This window comes from Alteromonas lipotrueiana (assembly GCF_019249245.1).
Classification (GTDB): Bacteria; Pseudomonadota; Gammaproteobacteria; order Enterobacterales; family Alteromonadaceae; genus Alteromonas; species Alteromonas lipotrueiana.
Genome location: NZ_JAESDK010000001.1, coordinates 300,744 through 320,407, shown reverse-complemented (window position 1 = coordinate 320,407; position 19,664 = coordinate 300,744). Strand labels below are relative to the sequence as shown.

The window sequence follows — 19,664 nt, the reverse complement described above, 5'->3', positions numbered from 1 at the left end:
TGTTATTTTTAGCGATTCGGCAGGTATTTAAGAGGATCTAATGATTTTCCTCTATACCGCACTTCAAAATGAAGCTTTACGAAATCAGTGCCACTGCTTCCCATTGTTGCAATTTGCTGACCTGCATCAACCCACTGCTGTTCTTCAATCTTAATGGATTCGTTATGCGCATAAGCACTCAAAAAGCTATCGGTATGTTTGATGATAATCAGGTTACCGTAACCTCTTAAACCGTTGCCGGCGTACACCACTTTTCCTGCCGCTGATGCAAAAACAGGGGTACCCGCTGATGCGCTAATTGTAATCCCTTTACGGCCAGTTTCACCGCGATTAAAGGTGCCGGATAATTTACCCTGAGCAGGCCATGTCCATTTTTTGACCTTATCAGGAAACCCTCGTCTCACCATATTTTTGGCGTTTTTCGACGGTTTGTTGACGCTTTTAACCGGCTGGTTGTTAACAGTATTTTCATTGTTAAGATACGCCTGCTCTTTGGGCCGGTCAACACGCCTTTTGTATAATATTTGAGTAGATTGAGCAGAATTTTTGCTTTTTTTGATGTCGGGCTTGCGCTTCGCATTTGCTAATTTGGGCGCCGACAGGCGTAGTTTTTGACCCGGTAAAATTTGATACGGTTGCGACAAATTGTTGTATCGGGCTATATCATGATGGTCTTTATTGGCATACCAGGCAATAGCAAATAAAGTGTCCCCTTTCTTAACGGTGTAAGTGTCGGCGCGGTAATGAAAATCTTTAACTTTAGGTTGGCTGTCTAATACAACCAGGGGGGCGGGAGTATGTTCAGAAGCACAGCCAAAGATTAGCTGTGGCATCAGGGATAACCATAAGATGCGTTTAACGCTGCTAAACAAGTTAGCTAACCTTTAATAATGAAGTAAGCCAGAATTGCCAATACGACCACTGCCCACCCTAAAACCTCTACATACTGTCGAAGTTTAGCTTCCATTGGCTCACCCCCCCATCGCATCAACCCTGCGACTAAAAAGAAGCGCGCGCCACGGCCTACTGCTGAGGCAATAAGAAACGGCACAAAAGCCATCTGCAGCACACCTGCACTTATGGTGAATACTTTATACGGTATAGGTGAGAAACCAGCCAGAAATACAATCCAGACTCCATATTGTTCAAACCAGCTCATGGCAATCGAAAGCTTATCGGCATAGCCAGATGAGGCGATAACGGGTTCTAGCCAGGCTTCAAAGGCAAAATAACCCAAAAGATAGCCCGCAATGCCACCAAGCACCGAAGTGAGCGTGGTCAGCAACGCAAAATACCACGCCCGGTCAGGCTGCGATAATGACATTGGCGCTAACATTACATCTGGCGGAATCGGAAAAAACATGGACTCGGCAAAACTAAGCCCGCCAAGATAGCGGCTTGCGTGAGGATGACGAGACCATCGTAGCGCCATGTCATAACACGGCTGAAAAATTTTCACTGAAGATCTCCTGCAACCAGCGGTACAAATCTGACTGCTTCAACGGTTTGTGTGAGTAATTCACCGTCAATACGGTCAATACAAAGAAGTTGTTGCTGTTCATCGCCCACTGGAATAATCAGCCGGCCACCTTCTCTAACTTGCAGCAGCAGATCATCGGGCACCCGACTAGCAGCAGCCGTAACAATAATGGCATCAAAAGGCCCTTTAGAAGCCCAACCTTTCCAGCCATCACCGTGTTTCATGGAAATATTGTGCAAATCGAGCTGGTTCATGCGTCGTTTAGCCTGAAACTGCAAACTTTTGATACGCTCTACGCTACAGACTTCACCAAAAAGCTGAGCCAATATCGCAGTTTGGTAGCCCGACCCGGTGCCAATTTCTAACACTTTACGGGGCTGATTAGTCGCCTCTAATAGCAGTTCGGTCATGCGCGCCACAATATAGGGTTGCGATATCGTTTGTCCCTGTCCAATCGGCAGAGCGGTATTTTGATAAGCTTTGTGGTGTAATGCATCTGGCAGAAATAAATCCCGGGGCGTCACCGCCACCGCGTTTAATACCTGCTGATTTCTTACCCCTTCCTGATAGAGCAGTTCAGCGAGAGTTTCCCCTTTTCTCGATGATCTCATGAGCGTGTAAGTTTCCTGAACAAAAATATTGTTGTTATTATTTGTTTAACCAGTCTTTCATTTCTTCAAGACTTTGATGGGCAGTCATATCCACATCAAGTGGTGTTACAGAACAATAGTTATTAGCAATTGCATAAAAGTCAGTACCCTCAGAGGCATCTTGCTCTGCGCCAGCCGGCCCGTACCAGTAAATAGGGCGACCAAACGGGTCCTGGCTACGTTGCATACCTTCGGCGCGGTGGCGACGCCCCTGGCGTGTTACTTTAATGCCCGCCAACTCTTCATAAGGTACGTCAGGCACATTAACATTCAAAATTTGATTGGCCGGTAACGGATGCTGCTTTAATTTGACAATAATATCCAGCACTACCTGCGCTGCCGTTTCAAAATAGTTGCCATCATGGCTGGCCAGTGAGACGGCTATCGCCGGCAGGCCCATGTACCGGCCTTCTGTTGCCGCAGCGACCGTACCTGAATAAATCACATCATCACCCAAATTAGCGCCATGGTTGATGCCTGATACCACTAAGTCGGGTTCTTGCTCTAAAAAGCAGTTCACCCCCAGGTGAACGCAATCTGAAGGTGTACCATTTACTGAGTAAAATCCGTTATCAAGCTGCTGAATACGCAATGGCTGATGCAGCGACAGTGCGTTACTGGCCCCACTGCAGTTACGGTCGGGCGCTATAACGGTAACGTCGTGATCCTGTTGCAAAGCTTTATGTAGCGCATGAATACCTTTGGCAAACACACTGTCATCGTTACTTAAAAGAATTTTCATGCTGTACTCCAAATGCCTGAGGCAATATTTTTAAACCCGTTCAGGCTTCGGCGGGCGCCGATTTTGTTACCACACACTCGCGTAATACTGAGGTGGCAAAGCAGCCGCTGGGCAATGAAAAAGAAACCGTCAATGTATCATCTTGCTGTTCGCATTCAAGATTTTGTGGCCAGATTTTTATTGTGCGGCGTTCTTGCTTAAGCCCGGCCTGACCAAGAAATTCGGCTATGTCGGCGTAACAGTTGGCGACCTGATGTTCCATTTTGTACGCTTCGGCAGCGGTGGGTAAGTTGCCTTTGCCCCACAATGCAGCAGACGGCGCCAAATCTTTTTCCTGATAACGCTTTTGCACGGTGCTATCGCTGCCGTCATGAATAAAAAAGCTGTTAGAGCCAGACAACATTAACGCGTCACCTAAAATAATATCGTTAAAGACAGCCGCCTGAATGCGCTGAGATAGCTGGCAATTAAACAGGTAACTGCGTAACGCAGATAATGCCATTGAACGCTTATTTCGGTTACGTATGGTTTCGCCTTCAAGCATTTTTTGCGCTAATTGCAGGTTACCGCCCTCAGTACGCTGGCCTTCGCTATTTTGTCTGACCACCCCAAAGCGCTGCTCACCATAATAATTAGGCACACCCATAGCTGCGGCTTGTTCAAGACGAACAATAACCTCTTTGGGCGCGCTAACCTGTCGCAAAGTGATAGTAAACCGATTGCCTTTTAACTGACCGGTTTTAAGTTTTTTATTGTGCCGGGTCTGACTTAATACCGCTACTCCAGGCAACGTAAACTGGCTAAAATCAAAGTCGGCCTGACCGGGCGCATGTAAGCCAAACCACTGCCGGGTTACCGCAAATTTGTCTTTGCGGCCGGCGTACGTCACATTACGCAGGGGCAATCCGGTAAATTTAGCCAGCTCTTCAGCAACAAAGGCCGTGTTTGCATTGCGCTTTTCAACTAAAATAAGCTGATGCTCGCCCTCGCCAGTCAGCGGATATCCCAGGTCTTCAATAACGACAAAGTCTTCGGCGTGCTGTTTAAATATGGCGGCAGATTGTGGCGCACCATACAAGTGATGCCAATGTTGTGTGGATAATGTCATTAATTACGCGCCTCAAGCAAAACCACTGCGTGGGCCGCAATGCCTTCTTTACGTCCGGTGTACCCCAGCTTTTCAGTCGTAGTGGCTTTCACATTAATCTGGTCTGTTTCAACCTGACAATCACTGGCAATATGCCGGCGCATATCCTCTATATGGGGCGCCATTTTTGGTGTTTGGGCAACAATAGTCATATCGGCATTGGCAATGCACAAGCCTTTTTCGTGCACAATACTAATAACGTGCATCAGAAGCTTGCGACTGTCTGCTCCGGCAAACGTGTCGTCGGTGTCGGGAAAATGCCGGCCAATATCACCCAGTGCTGCCGCACCAAGTATTGCATCGCACAAAGCATGTAACAAAACATCACCGTCTGAATGTGCTACCAGTCCATATTCATGTTCAATCGCGACACCACCTACGATTATCGGACCCTGGCCACCAAATTTATGAACATCGAAACCGTGTCCTATTCGCATATTTCACCTGTATTGTGTTAACTATTATGACGTTGAGCAGACAAATAAAACTGTGCCAGTGGCATATCTGCAGGTCGTGTAATTTTAATATTCGCCGGGTCTGCGTCTACCAGTACAACCTTATGGCCTGCCGCTTCCATCGCTGAGGCTTCATCGGTAATTGAGAGGCCTTGGCGTTGAGCTTGCTCTAGTGCGCGACGCAGCTGGTCTACCCGAAACATTTGTGGTGTAAGAGCATGCCATAAATTTTCCCGGCTTTCAGTGTGGGCAATCTGAACCGGACTGGCTGAATTATTGTGTGCGCGCTTCATAGTATCGCGCACCGGCGTTGCTAAAATAGCGCCCGGAGTATCTGGCTCAAGACATGCCTGAATAAGTTTGTCGATGTCGTGCTGAGCCAGACAGGGACGGGCGGCGTCATGAACTAATGCCCAGCAATGATCAGGTAATCCCGACAGGGCTGCATGGACAGAGTCACAGCGCTCACGGCCCCCGTCTACCCGGGTGAGCCACGACGCCTGGGCCAGCGGTAACTGTTCAAAAAAAGGGTCATCAGGGCTTAAAGCCACAACCACGCGCTTAATTAAGGGGTGTTTGTAAAGGGCGTGCAAGGTATGTTCAAGTATTGTCTGGCCGTGAATCTGCAAATACTGTTTTGGGCGGTCAGCCTGCATTCTGCTGCCTATGCCAGCAGCAGGAACTACCGCTACAATAAAAGGAGGTGTGGTCATATTTTTATTGGTCTGCAGGCAAAATTCGGTAAAAAGTCTCGTCTTTTTTAATAAGCCCTAACTCGTTTCTGGCCCGTTCTTCTATGGCTTCAAGGCCTATCTTTAAGTCATCGATATCCGCTTCAAGCAACGCATTACGCTGGGCTAAATTAGCATTTTGCAAAGACTGGCGATGCACTTCGTGCTTAAGTTCGTTGTAATCAACCATGCTGTTTTTACCAAACCACAATCGATGTTGCAGTAAGCCTAGCAAGACCAGCAACAAGATTGGGATCCATTTGTCTTTAAGCACTGCGGCCACCTACAGTTAATCTGGCCAGCTATTATGCCGACTGACAACCAGCTTGCATAGGCAAAAGCAGAATATATCCCTAAAACCGGTGACGTTTTACCTCAGTTTGTTGTAATTTGAGTATCCAAACTAAGAGTCTAATGCAAGATATTGATAGTCGTTTGATAGTCGTTTGATAGTCGTTTGATAGTGGGTTGATAGTCGGTAAAGAGCCCCGTGCAATCATTAATGGCCCCTTACCTCATGTTTAAAAAGCAACCCTCATCCAATTAAACTAACTTAATGGCTATCGTGTTAGACGGTAAAAGCGGAAGACGCTCACTATTCAGACGCGAATTAACCTGTTGTTAACACGAGTTGGCGAAATGCATAAAAGTGCTTTGAGCCCTACAACAATAAGGGTTTGCGGCATTTTAATTTATGGTAGTATCGGCAAATTGTTGAGCCCTACTCTGATCTCTAACAGGGGCTCATCAGTTAAAACCAGCACAGGCAATCAAAAACACATTATTTGGTCGCTTATCTAGCCAGGTGACGTCGCTTGCAATGTAAGCAAAACAACGAGACTGTATGCCTGACTAAACCCTACATGATTTTTGAACTGAATTTAAAAGGCGAGTAATGCTTACTAACCAAGACCTCAATACTCTGACGTCTATACGTCAGCGAATTCGCGATCATTATCGAATCGATGAATCGGTGGCGATTGACCAAATATTGCCTATTGCTGAGGTAAATCCCCGCGCCCGAAGTCGCGCCTGGGAACGTGCACGCAAGATGGTTCTGAAAATTCGCCGCGAAGAACAAGGCCACGGCGGCGTAGATGCACTATTAAACGAATACTCATTATCTACCGCCGAAGGGGTGGTTCTAATGTGTCTGGCCGAGGCGCTGTTACGGGTTCCTGACGAAGAAACTCAGGACGAACTGATTCGTGACAAATTGTCGCAAGGACAGTGGACCCCGCATTTAGGCAACTCAGACTCCATGTTTGTTAACGCTTCTGCCTGGGGCCTTTTGCTTACCGGAAGCATGGTGAACTATGCCGACAAGCGCAAAAGTGAGCAGTTTGGTCTGCTTAAACGCACTCTGGGACGCCTGGGCGAGCCGGTAATCCGCCGTTCGATGAATATTGCCATGCGTGTTATGGGTCGCCAGTTTGTTATGGGCGAAAACATCGAAGATGCAGTAGACAGAGCGCGCGAAAAAGAGAAAAAAGGCTATGTCTATTCTTACGACATGCTTGGTGAAGCGGCTCGTACCGTGGCCGATGCCAAGCGTTTTTATAACTCTTATTCACATGCAATAAAAGTTATAGGTAAAGCGGCCAACGGACGTGGTCCCAAAGGTTCTCCGGGTATTTCAGTAAAACTGTCTGCTTTAAGCCCACGCTTTGAATTTTTGCAATATGATCGGGTAATGTCAGAGATACCCCCGCAGCTTAAAGAGCTGTGTGTAATGGCCAAGCAGTATGATATCGGCCTGACAATAGATGCTGAAGAAGCCGATCGTCTTGATTTGTCTTTAGATATTATTGAAAAAGTCTTTACCGATCCGGATCTGGAAGGCTGGACCGGTTTTGGTATTGCTGTTCAGGCTTATCAGAAACGCGGTCTGCACGTTATTGACTGGGTACGCAAACTGACTCAGGAAACGGGCCGTACTATGCAAGTGCGTCTGGTTAAAGGGGCATACTGGGATACTGAGATAAAACTTAGCCAGCAGATGGGCCTGGAAACCTTCCCGGTATTTACCCGTAAGTCTTCAACTGACGTTTCTTATCATGCGTGTGCCAATCGCCTGTTAGACTACCGTGATACCATTTATCCGCAATTTGCCACCCACAATGCCTATACCGCTTCTGTAATTTTAGAGCTGGCGGGTGATGACAAAGACGGTTTTGAGTTTCAGTGTTTGCACGGCATGGGCGATACCTTGTACGACCAGGTTGTGGAAGAAGACAAAATTCAGTGTCGTGTATATGCCCCGGTCGGAGAGCACGAAGAACTGCTGGCTTATCTGGTTAGACGCTTATTAGAAAACGGTGCTAACTCCTCATTTGTAAATGCAATTGTTGATGATGAACAGCCGGTAGAGTCTTTGCTTGAAGACCCGGTCGAAAAGACCCAGCGCCTGAAAAATCGTTATAATAATCAGATTAAACCGCCCCGTGGGCTGTATGCTCCAGAGCGTGATAATTCACGTGGACTGGACCTTACCGATCATATTGCCGTAAATGCATTACAACATGAGCTAGAACGCTGGAATAAAGTTTATAGCGTGTCTGAAAGTGATATTCCAGAAAACGGAACACCAGTTCGCAATCCGGCCGACCACTCAGATATCGTGGGTTATCATGTTTATGCTACGCCTGATGAAATGCGCACGGCGCTTGATAAAACTGATGAAGCCTTTAATAGTTGGTCAAAGCGTTCAGTAGAAGAACGGGCAGACATACTTGAACGTTCTGCAAATGCGCTTGAGCGACACATGGGCGAGCTTATTGCAATTTGTATCCGTGAAGGCGGTAAGGTTGCACAAGACAGTATTGATGAAGTTCGTGAAGCGGTAGATTTTTTACGTTATTACGCAGCACGTGCCCGCGAGCTGGATGAAGACCAGCGTTTGGTCCCCCGTGGCGTAATATTGTGTATTTCGCCCTGGAATTTCCCGCTGGCGATTTTCACTGGCCAGATTGTGGCTGCGTTGGTTACTGGTAATACCGTCATTGCGAAACCAGCAGAACAAACCAGTATCATTGCCCGTCGTTGTATTGAAATCATGCAGTCGGTTGGTTTGCCTGAAGACGCCTTACAGCTATTGATTTGTCCGGGTAAAGAAGTAGGCGAAACGCTGTTACCCGATGAAAGAATCAAAGCCGTTATGTTCACCGGCTCTACCGAAACCGGAACATTAATTTCACAAACACTGGCTTCTCGCGGCGGTGAACAGGTGCCATTGATTGCAGAAACCGGCGGTCAGAACGCAATGATTGTCGATTCGACCGCATTGCCTGAACAAGTAGTTGATGACATTGTGTTCTCAGGTTTCCAAAGCGCAGGTCAGCGCTGTTCAGCATTACGTGTGTTGTATGTACAAGAAGACATCGCAGACGATTTAACCGAAATGCTGATTGGTGCTATGAAAGAGCTGGACATAGGTAACCCCATGTATCTGAAAACAGATATTGGCCCGGTTATCGATGAAAAAGCTTTGAAATCACTGACTAATCACCGTGAATATATGAAAGGAAAGGGTAAGCTACTGTATGAAGGTTCGCTGCCTGAAGGTGCTGACAATGCTACTTTCTTCCCGCCTACTTTGTATGAAATTGAAAACATCAATGTGCTTGAGCGTGAAGTATTCGGCCCGGTAGTGCATATTGTGCGCTTTAAAGGTACCGAGATTGAAAACGTTGTTAAGGAAATCAACAGCACCGGTTACGGACTGACCATGGGTATCCACACGCGTATCGAAGACCGTGCACATGAACTTGCTACACTAAGTCGTGCGGGTAACGTTTATATTAATCGTAACCAGATTGGTGCGATTGTTGGCGTACAACCTTTCGGTGGTCGGGGGTTGTCAGGTACTGGACCTAAAGCAGGCGGTCCCAATTATCTGCCACGCCTGATGATGGAGCGGGCTACGCCTAAGCCTTCTCAGGTTAAAGATCTTGACCAGCTTGATGAAGCACTGTCGGGTGATGAAAAAGACGCAAAAGAAGCGGCGAAGCTGATGGACAACGGTTTAGCGGTCGAAGCAAAATGGCGTCATACTCCACTTAACGACCGGTTGTCGAATGTGCGCCAGCTGCTGGCAAAAATTGCCAAAGTAGATATTGTTGAAGAGCTGGCCGACGACCTTAACCGGACCTTGGCTACCTCGCGTCAACAGCTGATTTCTATCGAACGCCGCTTGAAAAACCCCAAAACACTGCCAGGGCCGACGGGTGAGTCGAACATGCTGCACCTTGAACCGCGCGGTATACTGGTATGCTTTGCTGACAAAGGTGTAACCTTTGAATACTGGACATTGTCTATTGTGACAGCGTTGGCGACGGGTAATATTGTTGTATCAGTGGTCTCTGACTTATTCTATGAAGAAGCTCTGGAGTTTCAGAAAAAGTTCAACGCGACAGGCGCACCGAAAGGGGTATTACAGGTAGCGCGGCTTAAGCACCTTGATGCATTGCTTAAAGATGAAGATTTGGCTGGGGTAGTGGTAGATTCTCATACCGAAAGAACCGCGCAAATCTCAGCGATGCTAGCCTCGCGTGAGGGAGGAGCCATTCTGCCGGTTATTACTTCAGAATATCACGACAATCTGATTCAACGTCTGGTGACCGAGAAAACGGTCAGTATTGATACCACAGCATCAGGCGGTAACACGTCGCTGATGACGTTGGAAGAAGATGAAGAAGAAGATATGTAATCTGGTAATTTAGCGATAGTGAAACAAAAAGCCCCGACGTTTAAGTCGGGGCTTTTTTATGTTCAAAGCTAAAGCCTGACAAGCTTTAGCAACGACGCTCGGTTTAACCAGATTTAAAAATCATGCTTTGCCAATCCTTTTAGCCGCCCATAGAAGATGAAAAGCTAAATAAGCAGATTATACCCACTCACTACTGCGTCCGCGCTTTTTAGGAATATAGGTTAAAATAACACCTAGCAAAATACCTGCGCCCGCCACCATACCACCGCGGGTAAACCACTTAATCATTTCATCCTTTTCCTGATTTTCAAGCTTGGTAGAAAGCTGTTTTATTTCCCGGCTCTGAGTGTCTGTGGCGCTGGAAAGCTGGGTTAACTTTTGACGGGCTTCGGATAACTGGCGTTTTAAACGTCCGTTTTCTGATTGTAAGCCCTGTTGGGACGCCTGACTATCTGCCAGCTTTTGGCTGATGATAGGAAGTTGTTCAGCCCGGGACATCTCATCACTGACAAACTTTGATTCTACCCAACCGGTACGATCCTCTGTGTGCTCGCGAATTTGCATAAACTCTGCGTTACGATCATTTTTTAAAATAGTAATAGGCGTTCCGGCTTCAATACTGCCCAGAATGCGGTAGTTACGTCCTGGCCCGGTATGCATAAATACATACAAATCATCCCGGATGTAATGAGAGGAAGACGGCTCCATTTTTGGAGCATCCTGTAGGCCAAACGCCTGAAAAGACAACGCGATCAACATGACCGTAAGCCACTTTCGTAACATAAAGAATCCGTAAACTTGTTAAACCAGCAAAAGATGTTAGAGACTGTGGGTACGAAAGGCAAGTGTCATGCCGCTCACAGAACGATTGAATCAGCCATTTGGTCTTGATTTGTGCAAGTTACCCCGATTTTGCCTCCAACACCAGTCCACCCATTGCCAATTCTCGCTGGCAGGGGTAAGGTGTCTGCATTATTAATTCTGCAGCCTGTTTACCTACTTCATGGCCGAAATTGAACTCAAATTTGTTACTCCGCGCCACACCGTTAATGCTTTTGCAGACAATGTTATCCCTGCGCTGACTCAGCTTGGTATGCAGGTGGCAAAAGCCCGGCATATGCAGCTGCAAAATGATTACTACGATACCCCAGAGCACGACTTTCAAAAAAACAAAATTGGCTTTAGGGTGCGAGGCAACGATGGGGTTTTTGAACAAACATTAAAAACTCAGGGAAAAGTCAGCGGAGGGCTTCACGAACGCGCTGAATATAATATTGACCTCGATAGCTCACACCCAGACTTAACATTGTTCGATCAGCACGTCTGGCCCGCTAAATTTGATGCACGTGCTGCAAATGCAAAATTAGAGCGTCAATTTTCAACCAATTTTACCCGTACCGCATATGATGTGAGTTTCGACGGTTCGTTGATTGAGGTAGTGCTTGATGAAGGCGAGGCGACTACCGGCAAAGCTCAATCGCCTATAAACGAGATTGAGCTGGAAGTAAAAAAAGGTGGAGTAAGCGCCTTATTTGCCATTGCTGAAGTGATTAATAGTATTTTACCGGTCACTGTATCGGATGTTTCAAAAGCCGCGCAGGGTTATCAGTTGTTAAACGGGGTAAAAGCGCAGGTAGCGCCAATGCCAGACTTTTTGCCCTTGCCTTCTCAGGTTTCTACAGAAAAAGCGTTTACTATCGCGGCGCAGCATGCGCTAACTCATTGGCAACACCACGAACATCTTTATTTGCAAACCGGGTCGGTCAAAATGTTGGGCGAGGTAGCGCGGAGTATAAGATTGTTATTGCAGTGCGTTTCGTTGTACTTACCCGTATTACAATGTTCGCAGTTACTCGAATTACATAGCCTGTTAATGAAATATACGCCGCAGTGGTTATGGCAGGATGATTTACAATCATTACGCTATCTGGCTTCACGTAAAAGCTTGTTTCATAAGTGTCTGAGTCGTCATCCCTCACTGCAAAGCTATGTGCAAGGTCGTAAAGCGGGGCTGGTTCAGGCGCACGATCCTGAAGGTTTATTCTACTCAACGCAGTCTACTGAGATAAAACTCCGGGTCACCCAGTTGTTGCATGAACTGCCCTGGCGAAGCGAAGCGAATCACTATGCAATGCCCGCCATTGAGCACGCTCGGGGGTGGCTATCTCAGGGCTGGCAAACTGTGCAACAAAGTATGTCTACCACCCGGTCTATGGGCGCTGCAAATTACACGGCGATAGAAATTATATTGCGGCAAACATTATGGAGTGGATTTTTACTGGCCGATTTATTCAGCGGTGAAAGAGAAGCATTTCGTGCACCCTGGCTGGATATTTTAACCGGTATTGAAGAATTAAAAGCACTTATGATGCTGGACAGCATTATTGAAGATACTGAACCCGAAGAGGCAAGTAAACTTAACCACTGGGTTGCTCAGAAAACCCATAGCTTGCTTACGGTTATGGAGCGCACCCGCCAAATGGGCATGCAGGGAGATACCTACTGGTAGCCGCAATGATGTATCAAATAGACAAAGGACGGTGCCATGCCTGAATATACCACCTGGATGTTTTATAGTTTATTGGGGCTGGGACTGGCTTGGCTTTGCGCAGGCGTGGTATTGCTGCGGATGCAGTCAGCACTTGTTGGCAGAAAATGGTTATGGTTAAGCTGGTGTGTGTGGCCTTTAAGTTTAACAGACGAAGCAGTAGCCCTGGCTTCGGATAGCTGGCTGTCGCTCTACGGATTAACTGACTGGGTCCCCGTTTTATTAATGACACTGTTTTACCGGGCTTTAAAGCCACGCCTCATTGCGCAGGTTCGTCCGGTTAAGTGGGTATCCTGGCTGCCAGTTTGCTTATGCCTGGCTTTACAACTGCCCTTGGCGCTAAGCGGCTTGCCCGAAAAGCAACGTTTGTTAGCAGGTGGGCCTGTAGGGCATCCTCTTGATTTTTGGCCGGTGTATGCCATTGCTTTATTGGTCTGTTTTGGTGTTTTAGTTTTGGGGTTGCTTATCACCGAAACGGTGCAGAATTATCATAAATATCTTTACCAGCGGGTCACTTGTCCCACCGATTACAAAATACGGTATGTGGTGCCAGCGATGTCGTCAATGGTGGCGATTGGGGGTGTTCTTACGTTATTAGTCACAGCGGTTACCTTTGGTTTTCTGAATATCATGCTGTGGCAAAATGGGGTGGGGCTTATCTTTGCTATCGCCACGCTAAGCGTACTGTATTTGCTTATTATTCCACAGCGAACCTCTCCGTGTCCTATTGACTATGCGCAGGTCGACGAGCAACACGCTGAACAGATTTTAATGCAAGAGACGGTCAATAAATCTCGCTAAAAGCCTGACCAACCCGCTTAGCTGAATGCGTTTAAAAGGATATTTCGGGTAAAGCTTTTACGCAGATAAAAACCTCGCGGCCGAGTGCGGATGCGCTCGCCTTCAGGTCCTAACGCATCCGTAAGCACGCTACCGTTAGCGGCTTTAGGCCGAAGCTGCAGTGCTTGCCCCTGGCGCGCGGTAATTTGTTCTACCTGACCCAGGACTATTTGCTCGGTGAGTTCTTCCCAGTCGGCCTGTAATAGCGCATTTTCACTGACATTCGGGGACCACAAAATAGCATTTGCCACCCTTCGTTGTGCCACGGGTAAGCGACGATCTCCTTCTACCGGAAGCCACAGAACCTGGCCTAGTTTGTTTTTTACATTGCTGCGCTCCCAGGTTATGCCCGGCGCTCCCATAAGGGGTGCGTAACAAACGTAGGTTGTTTCAAGAGGTTGCCAGTGAGCATCAATAGGTACAGTTTTTAACTCTACGCCGAGCTCAGGAAAATCTTGCTGAGGCCGTGAACCAGCGCTGGCGCCTAACCACAATTCCAATAACTGGCCTTGCCAGCCTTTATGTCGTTGCAGGTTATCCGGAACGCTTATGTTCGCCATTTGCGCAAGTTCGCCTAAACTTAAACCGGCAATACGCTGACAGCGGGTCAGTAAGTCGTCAATATTGCATGGGCCAGTAGAAGGCGGCTGCATTCAGATTCCTCTTGATCAATATACCAGGCTAAGCTGAAAAATATCTACATGCCGGTTAGTGTACCGTCTCACCGCGTCAATACAAGGCTGGGTAAGGGCTGGCAGATACCCCATAGCGCTATTTAGGTTAAGGTTATCAGCCCGTTAATAACCAAAGCGGCATTAATACTTTGAAAGGCTAACAGTTTATGGTCAAATGCTAGAATACTAAAGGTTATCGTGCCCGGGAGTCTAAGTGATAGATACCGATGGATTCCGTGCGAATGTGGGCATAGTGATTTGCAACAAAATGGGTCAGATATTTTGGGCAAGACGTTATGGTCAGCATTCATGGCAGTTTCCACAAGGCGGAATCGATGAAGGGGAAACTGCAGAACAAGCAATGTACAGGGAGTTGCACGAAGAGGTAGGGTTACGCCCTAAAGATGTGACAATTTTAAGTGTAACCCGTAATTGGTTACGTTATAAATTGCCAAAACGTCTGATTCGTCAGGGCAGCAACCCCGTTTGTATAGGTCAAAAACAAAAATGGTTTTTGTTGCAGCTAGACTGCGCCGAAACCGACGTGGATGTACTGAAAACCGGACATCCTGAATTTGATGACTGGCGCTGGGTAAGTTACTGGTATCCAGTAAGAAATGTGGTGTCGTTTAAGCGCGATGTGTATCGTAAGGTTATGAAGGAGTTTGTCCCGGTTGCAATGCCAGCCTTAGGACGTTCGTCTTCTGGTCCTACGTCCAAACGTCAGCGAAAGCGCCACCGGGGTTGATGGCAGGAGACCGTTTACGTGACTAGCCAGGGCAGCATGCTTACAACATTGAAGCGTATTGTACAGGAAGTAATTCAAATTCCGGTACTTGACGAAGCTTTGTTGCGCCTTGCCAGCCGGGTCAAACAAGTTACCGGTGTGGATTCATGCTCGTTTTATCTGGCCGATTACGAGCAGCAGGTATTTGTTCTTAAAGCCACAGATGGTTTACAAAGCGACGCGGTCGAGCGTGTTCAAATTGGCTTTTCAGAAGGCCTGATTGGACTCGTCGGACAGCGCGAAGAGCCTCTCAATATCGAGGATGCGCATGAGCATCCTCGCTTCAAATATTATCCTGAAGTGCATGAAGAAGCTTTCAAAGCCTTTTTAGGAACCCCCATTATTCATCAACGCAAAGTGCTGGGTGTGATCACCATGCAGCATAAAGAGCGTCGTTTTTTTGATGAAGATGAAGAAGCGTTTTTAGTAACACTGGCTGCACAACTGGCGCTAGAGATCACCGGCGCCGAAGTTCGGGGCGCGCTATCAAGTGTCTCTATGCCTGAGGCGCAACCGCGTCAAAAAAAGGTCACAGGGATAGCAGGCTCCTCAGGGTTGGCGATTGGTGTGGGGTACTCCACCGACTCAACCATCGATCTTCGCCGTCTGGCTTTACGAAAAACAGATGACAAGCCGCGCGAAGTGCAGATGTACCGCCAAGCGGTCGACACTACCCGCAAACAGGTTGATGAATTATCTCGTCGACTTGATGACGATTTGCCTGATGACGTAAAAGCCATTTTCCAGTTGTATCATCACTTGCTTGATGCCAACAGTTTAGGTCGGGAAGTTGAAGCAAAAATACAGCAAAATTGGAATGCGGCGTCTTCGCTGAAAATGGTGGTAGAAGATTACGCTGCCCGTTTTCAAAGTATGGAAGACCCATACATGCAAGAGCGGGCGATTGATATCGTTGACTTATCCAACCGCATTTTAACTAATATTTTATTACAGTCTGAGGGCGAAGCGCCGCGTGTTCGCCAAGTTCAGAAAGACAGTATTCTGGTAGCTGAAGAAGTTTCAGCTACCATGTTGGCAGAGTTTCCCCAGCACTATCTTAAAGGTATTATTTCAATACGTGGTTCAAACAACTCTCATGCGGCGATTTTAGCGCGGGCAATGGGTGTTCCTGCGGTTATGGGCTGTCAAAGTGTGTCACCAAGCCTGTTAGACGGTAAAGAAATTCTGCTTGATGGCTATTCGGGCGAAATTATTATTTCTCCCGAGCGCAGTATTCGCAACGAATTTGTGATGCTGGTGGCCGAAGAGGCCTTACTTGATGAAAAAATAGATGCCGAAGCCAATCAGGAGTGTGAAAGCCAGGACGGCTGCAAAGTTGCGCTTTTGGTTAATGCGGGCTTATCGGTCGATATTGAAACTGTCGCGCGTAGTCTGGGTAAAGGCATTGGCCTGTATCGCACCGAAATTCCTTTTATGTTACGCGAAAGCTTTCCTTCTGAAAAAGAGCAAGCCAAGTTGTATCGGGAGGTACTTAGCTGTGTGCCTGAGCAGCAGGTGACGATGCGAACGTTAGATGTAGGGGGTGACAAACCTTTACCGTATTTTCCCATTAATGAGGAAAACCCGTTTTTGGGTTGGCGAGGGATACGCCTAACGCTTGACCATCCTGAAATTTTTCTGGTTCAAATTCGCGCCATGCTTAAGGCCAGTTTAGGTTTAGATAACTTACAAATAATGCTGCCGATGATTTCATCGGTCAATGAAGTCCAGGAAGCACGCCGACTGATTGACCAGGCATTTTACGAAGTTACCGAAGAGCTATCTGGCGGGCAGGACAAGCTTAAACGCCCGCGGTTAGGTATTATGCTAGAGGTACCTTCAGTGTTGTACCAGCTGCCTCAGCTGGCCCGTCATGTCGACTTTTTTTCTGTGGGCAGTAACGATTTAACTCAGTATTTGTTGGCGGTCGACCGTAACAATACCCGGGTGGCTGGGCTGTACAATAGTTATCACCCAGCGGTATTGAGCGCTCTTTACGATATTGTTAAGCAAGCCGATGCCAACCAGGTGCCGGTGACCATATGCGGTGAAATTGCCGGCGAACCGGGCGGGGCGATTTTATTAATGGCAATGGGGTATCGGCGGCTGAGCATGAACACCCACAATCTACGCAAAATTAACTGGGTTATACGCAATGTAAACCTGGCCGAAAGCCAGCGTTTGCTGTCATGCGCTTTAACTTGCCATACCCATGACGAAGTGTTTTGTTATATTAATGATTACTTGGATAGCAAAGGCTTAGGGGGGTTAATTCGCGCAGGCTCATAAGTTTTGGCCGGTGCTAATCTCTTCTGTTTTCCGCACGCTAATTTCACGTTCCTGACCGCTAAATTCACTTTTGTGTGTTAGTCTGGCTGCCGCCAAATCTGCGGCGTTAAAACAGTCTTCATCATATTTTTGGGAGTAAAATATGGAACCGGTTTACCTGATTATCCTCAGCTGCATTGGTATTGGCGTGATTGTAGGCTTGCTGGCCGGGCTGCTGGGAATTGGGGGTGGGTTAATCATTGTGCCGGCATTATCTTATTTGCTGGTCCATTCGTTAAAACTCGACACCAACCTGGTTATGCCAATGGCAATCGCCACCTCGCTTTCGACCATTATTTTTACAGGAAGCTCTTCAGCGTTTGCTCATTACCGGCTAGGAAACTTAAGTCGTTATCTGGTGATATGGTGCGGGTTAGGTATTGCGGTCGGGGCGGTTTTAGGAGCCCAGGTTGCCAGCAGTATTTCCGGCCATACTTTAAAAAATGTGTTCGCGGTTCTGGTGATGCTGATTGCCTTGCAAATGGTGCTGGGACGCAGCAGTATGTCATCCTATACTGCCGGTAAACCGACACTGGGCGCAGTAGGCGCGGTGACCGGCTTTGTTAGCTCATTAATGGGTATTGGCGGTGGGGCGTTGTTGGTGCCAGCATTAGTCTGGTTTCAGGTAAATGTTCGCAAAGCTATTGGATGTGCTGCACTAAGCGGACTCATCATCGCCCTGTTTGGTACCGTGAGCTTTGTGGTCGCCGGTCTGGACAAACCTGAAATGCCAGCCGGTTCGCTAGGCTATGTGTATTTGCCGGCTACGGCTGGTATTGTTGCCTCGTCGATGATTACTGCGGGTATTGGTGCACGGCTAGGCCAAAAAATAGATACACGAATTTTAAAAAAGATGCTGGCGGTCCTGTTGGTACTGGTTAGTATACGAATGATTGTAGGAATAGAGTAAACCCATGGTGGAAAGTAGTTTTTTGGTGTTTCCGAATATAGACCCGATCATAGTGAGCTTAGGTCCGCTAAAAGTTCGCTGGTATGGGCTTATGTATTTGGTTGGATTTGTGGCGGCCTATTTACTGGCCCATAAACGGTTGGAACAGACCTCATGGAGCAAAGAACAGCTCGGCGATTTATTGTTCTGGAGTTTTGTGGGCGTGATTATAGGTGGTCGTGTTGGGTATGTGTTGTTTTACCAATTTGATTTATTTGTGGCCGACCCTCTCTACCTTTTCAAAATATGGACAGGAGGCATGTCGTTTCATGGCGGCCTGCTGGGGGTACTTACTGCCATGTACTGGCGTGCCAAAAAGATGAATGCGACCTTTTTGCAGGTAGGTGATTTTGTTGCGCCATTGGTACCCATAGGATTAGGCGCAGGCCGTATTGGTAATTTTTTGAATGCTGAATTGTGGGGCCGTCCTACAGACGTGCCCTGGGCTATTGTGTTTCCCAATGCCGGTAACGTTCCTCGTCACCCGTCACAGCTGTATGAATTTGCACTTGAAGGTGTGCTGTTATTTGTCATACTCTGGTTATATTCGGCCAAGCCCCGTCCGGTAGGCGCAGTCAGCGGTTTATTTTTATTAGGATACGGTGTATTTCGTTTCATAGTAGAATTTTTCCGCGAACCAGACGCCCATTTGGGGGTATACAGCTTTGGGCTAACCCAGGGGCAGCTATTGTCTCTGCCTATGATAGTACTGGGTATTTGGTTTATTGTTCGAGCTTATCAAAAAGAATCAAAAACGGCGGTAAAAGCCGGTAAGAAGTCGTAACTTATGAAAGAATATTTACAGCTGATGCAGCATGTACGCGAGCATGGGGTCAAAAAAGAAGATCGTACCGGAACCGGAACAATAAGCGTATTTGGTTATCAAATGCGGTTTAACCTGGCAGAAGGTTTTCCGTTGGTCACCACCAAAAAATGCCATCTGAAGTCAATTATTCATGAGTTACTCTGGTTTTTAAAAGGCGATACAAATATCGCTTATTTGCAAGAGCATGGTGTGTCTATCTGGAACGAATGGGCAACTGAAGCCGGCGAATTAGGCCCGGTGTATGGCGCTCAGTGGCGCAGCTGGCCCACCCCAAATGGCGATACTATTGATCAGATAAGTCAGGTCGTTGAGCAAATCAAATCTAACCCTGATTCAAGACGCCTGATTGTCAGTGCCTGGAATCCTGCGGTGTTGCCAGATGCCAGCCTATCTCCAACTCAAAATGCTGAGCAGGGCAGGCAGGCATTACCGCCCTGCCATACTATGTTTCAGTTTTATGTCCTTGACGGTCGCCTTTCGTGTCAGTTGTATCAGCGCAGCGCCGATGTGTTTTTAGGGGTTCCTTTCAATATTGCCAGTTATGCACTGCTGACCCTGATGGTGGCACAGGTGTGTAATTTAAAGCCGGGCGACTTTATTCATACGCTGGGCGATGCGCATTTGTATACCAACCATTTAGAACAGGCTGATCTTCAGTTATCCAGAGATCCGATGCCAGCCCCTGAAATGCAAATAAACCCTCAGGTTAACGACTTATTCGCCTTTAACTTTGAAGATTTCACTTTGCACAACTACCAGGCTCATCCGCATATAAAAGCCCCGGTCGCAGTTTAGGAAC

General features: G+C 47.3%; 18 protein-coding genes. 8 read left to right on the top strand and 10 right to left on the bottom strand.

Features of this window, described 5'->3' with window-relative positions; all coding sequences use genetic code 11:
- Nucleotides 1-8 precede the first annotated feature (8 nt).
- From JK130_RS01405 to ftsB, 8 genes are read right to left on the bottom strand one after another with little or no spacing between them, the layout of a single operon-like run.
- The gene (locus JK130_RS01405) at nucleotides 9-833 is read right to left on the bottom strand and encodes a peptidoglycan DD-metalloendopeptidase family protein (protein WP_218352410.1); all 825 of its coding nucleotides are present in this window, start codon (nucleotides 831-833) and stop codon (nucleotides 9-11) included.
- Between the two features lie 44 nt (nucleotides 834-877).
- Complete coding sequence (locus JK130_RS01400) at nucleotides 878-1,459, bottom strand: YqaA family protein (protein ID WP_218352409.1); 582 nt, start codon at nucleotides 1,457-1,459, stop codon at nucleotides 878-880.
- Complete coding sequence (locus JK130_RS01395) at nucleotides 1,456-2,091, bottom strand: protein-L-isoaspartate(D-aspartate) O-methyltransferase (protein ID WP_218352408.1); 636 nt, start codon at nucleotides 2,089-2,091, stop codon at nucleotides 1,456-1,458. Before JK130_RS01395 ends, JK130_RS01400 begins: the two co-directional genes overlap by 4 nt.
- 37 nt (nucleotides 2,092-2,128) lie before the next feature.
- Nucleotides 2,129-2,872 carry a 5'/3'-nucleotidase SurE gene (gene surE / locus JK130_RS01390; protein WP_218352407.1) on the bottom strand — a complete coding sequence of 248 codons (744 nt, stop codon included), beginning with the start codon at nucleotides 2,870-2,872 and terminating at the stop codon, nucleotides 2,129-2,131.
- A gap of 40 nt (nucleotides 2,873-2,912) precedes the next feature.
- Nucleotides 2,913-3,980, bottom strand: coding sequence for a tRNA pseudouridine(13) synthase TruD (gene truD / locus JK130_RS01385; RefSeq protein ID WP_218352406.1), 1,068 nt, complete (start codon nucleotides 3,978-3,980; stop codon nucleotides 2,913-2,915).
- Nucleotides 3,980-4,456 (bottom strand): 2-C-methyl-D-erythritol 2,4-cyclodiphosphate synthase, encoded by a 477-nt coding sequence (ispF, locus tag JK130_RS01380; protein WP_218352405.1) that lies wholly within the window; start codon nucleotides 4,454-4,456, stop codon nucleotides 3,980-3,982. The genes truD and ispF overlap by 1 nt, the downstream gene beginning before the upstream one ends.
- 17 nt (nucleotides 4,457-4,473) lie before the next feature.
- Entirely contained in the window at nucleotides 4,474-5,187 is a 714-nt protein-coding gene (ispD, locus tag JK130_RS01375; protein ID WP_218352404.1) for a 2-C-methyl-D-erythritol 4-phosphate cytidylyltransferase, read from the bottom strand.
- Nucleotides 5,188-5,191: 4 nt separating this feature from the next.
- A complete protein-coding gene (gene ftsB / locus JK130_RS01370) occupies nucleotides 5,192-5,479 on the bottom strand; it encodes a cell division protein FtsB (protein WP_218352403.1) in 288 nt (95 codons plus the stop codon).
- Between the two features lie 621 nt (nucleotides 5,480-6,100).
- On the opposite strand from ftsB, the gene putA reads away from it, so the two are divergent.
- Nucleotides 6,101-9,913 carry a bifunctional proline dehydrogenase/L-glutamate gamma-semialdehyde dehydrogenase PutA gene (gene putA, locus JK130_RS01365; protein ID WP_218352402.1) on the top strand — a complete coding sequence of 1,271 codons (3,813 nt, stop codon included), beginning with the start codon at nucleotides 6,101-6,103 and terminating at the stop codon, nucleotides 9,911-9,913.
- Nucleotides 9,914-10,090: 177 nt separating this feature from the next.
- On the opposite strand, the gene JK130_RS01360 is transcribed toward putA, so the two are convergent.
- Nucleotides 10,091-10,696, bottom strand: coding sequence for a TIGR04211 family SH3 domain-containing protein (locus JK130_RS01360; RefSeq protein ID WP_218352401.1), 606 nt, complete (start codon nucleotides 10,694-10,696; stop codon nucleotides 10,091-10,093).
- Between the two features lie 220 nt (nucleotides 10,697-10,916).
- On the opposite strand from JK130_RS01360, the gene JK130_RS01355 reads away from it, so the two are divergent.
- Both JK130_RS01355 and JK130_RS01350 read left to right on the top strand, forming a co-directional pair.
- Complete coding sequence (locus JK130_RS01355; RefSeq protein WP_218352400.1) at nucleotides 10,917-12,422, top strand: CYTH domain-containing protein; 1,506 nt, start codon at nucleotides 10,917-10,919, stop codon at nucleotides 12,420-12,422.
- A gap of 36 nt (nucleotides 12,423-12,458) precedes the next feature.
- The gene (locus tag JK130_RS01350) at nucleotides 12,459-13,262 is read left to right on the top strand and encodes a hypothetical protein (RefSeq protein WP_218352399.1); all 804 of its coding nucleotides are present in this window, start codon (nucleotides 12,459-12,461) and stop codon (nucleotides 13,260-13,262) included.
- A gap of 17 nt (nucleotides 13,263-13,279) precedes the next feature.
- On the opposite strand, the gene mutH is transcribed toward JK130_RS01350, so the two are convergent.
- Nucleotides 13,280-13,954, bottom strand: a complete 675-nt coding sequence (mutH, locus tag JK130_RS01345; RefSeq protein WP_218352398.1) for a DNA mismatch repair endonuclease MutH — start codon at nucleotides 13,952-13,954, stop codon at nucleotides 13,280-13,282.
- Nucleotides 13,955-14,189: 235 nt separating this feature from the next.
- Between mutH and rppH the strand changes: the two genes are divergently transcribed.
- The 5 genes from rppH to JK130_RS01320 all read left to right on the top strand — a co-directional run bounded on the left by rppH (nucleotide 14,190) and on the right by JK130_RS01320 (nucleotide 19,660).
- Nucleotides 14,190-14,723 (top strand): RNA pyrophosphohydrolase, encoded by a 534-nt coding sequence (rppH, locus tag JK130_RS01340; protein WP_218352397.1) that lies wholly within the window; start codon nucleotides 14,190-14,192, stop codon nucleotides 14,721-14,723.
- Nucleotides 14,724-14,759: 36 nt separating this feature from the next.
- Nucleotides 14,760-17,051: a phosphoenolpyruvate--protein phosphotransferase gene (ptsP, locus tag JK130_RS01335; RefSeq protein WP_218352490.1), complete on the top strand. Its 2,292-nt coding sequence runs from the start codon at nucleotides 14,760-14,762 to the stop codon at nucleotides 17,049-17,051.
- 142 nt (nucleotides 17,052-17,193) lie between these two features.
- Nucleotides 17,194-18,000: a sulfite exporter TauE/SafE family protein gene (locus JK130_RS01330; protein WP_218352396.1), complete on the top strand. Its 807-nt coding sequence runs from the start codon at nucleotides 17,194-17,196 to the stop codon at nucleotides 17,998-18,000.
- A 4-nt stretch (nucleotides 18,001-18,004) separates the two neighbouring features.
- A complete protein-coding gene (gene lgt, locus JK130_RS01325) occupies nucleotides 18,005-18,823 on the top strand; it encodes a prolipoprotein diacylglyceryl transferase (RefSeq protein WP_218352395.1) in 819 nt (272 codons plus the stop codon).
- A gap of 3 nt (nucleotides 18,824-18,826) precedes the next feature.
- Nucleotides 18,827-19,660 (top strand): thymidylate synthase, encoded by an 834-nt coding sequence (locus JK130_RS01320; RefSeq protein ID WP_218352394.1) that lies wholly within the window; start codon nucleotides 18,827-18,829, stop codon nucleotides 19,658-19,660.
- Nucleotides 19,661-19,664: the final 4 nt, after the last annotated feature.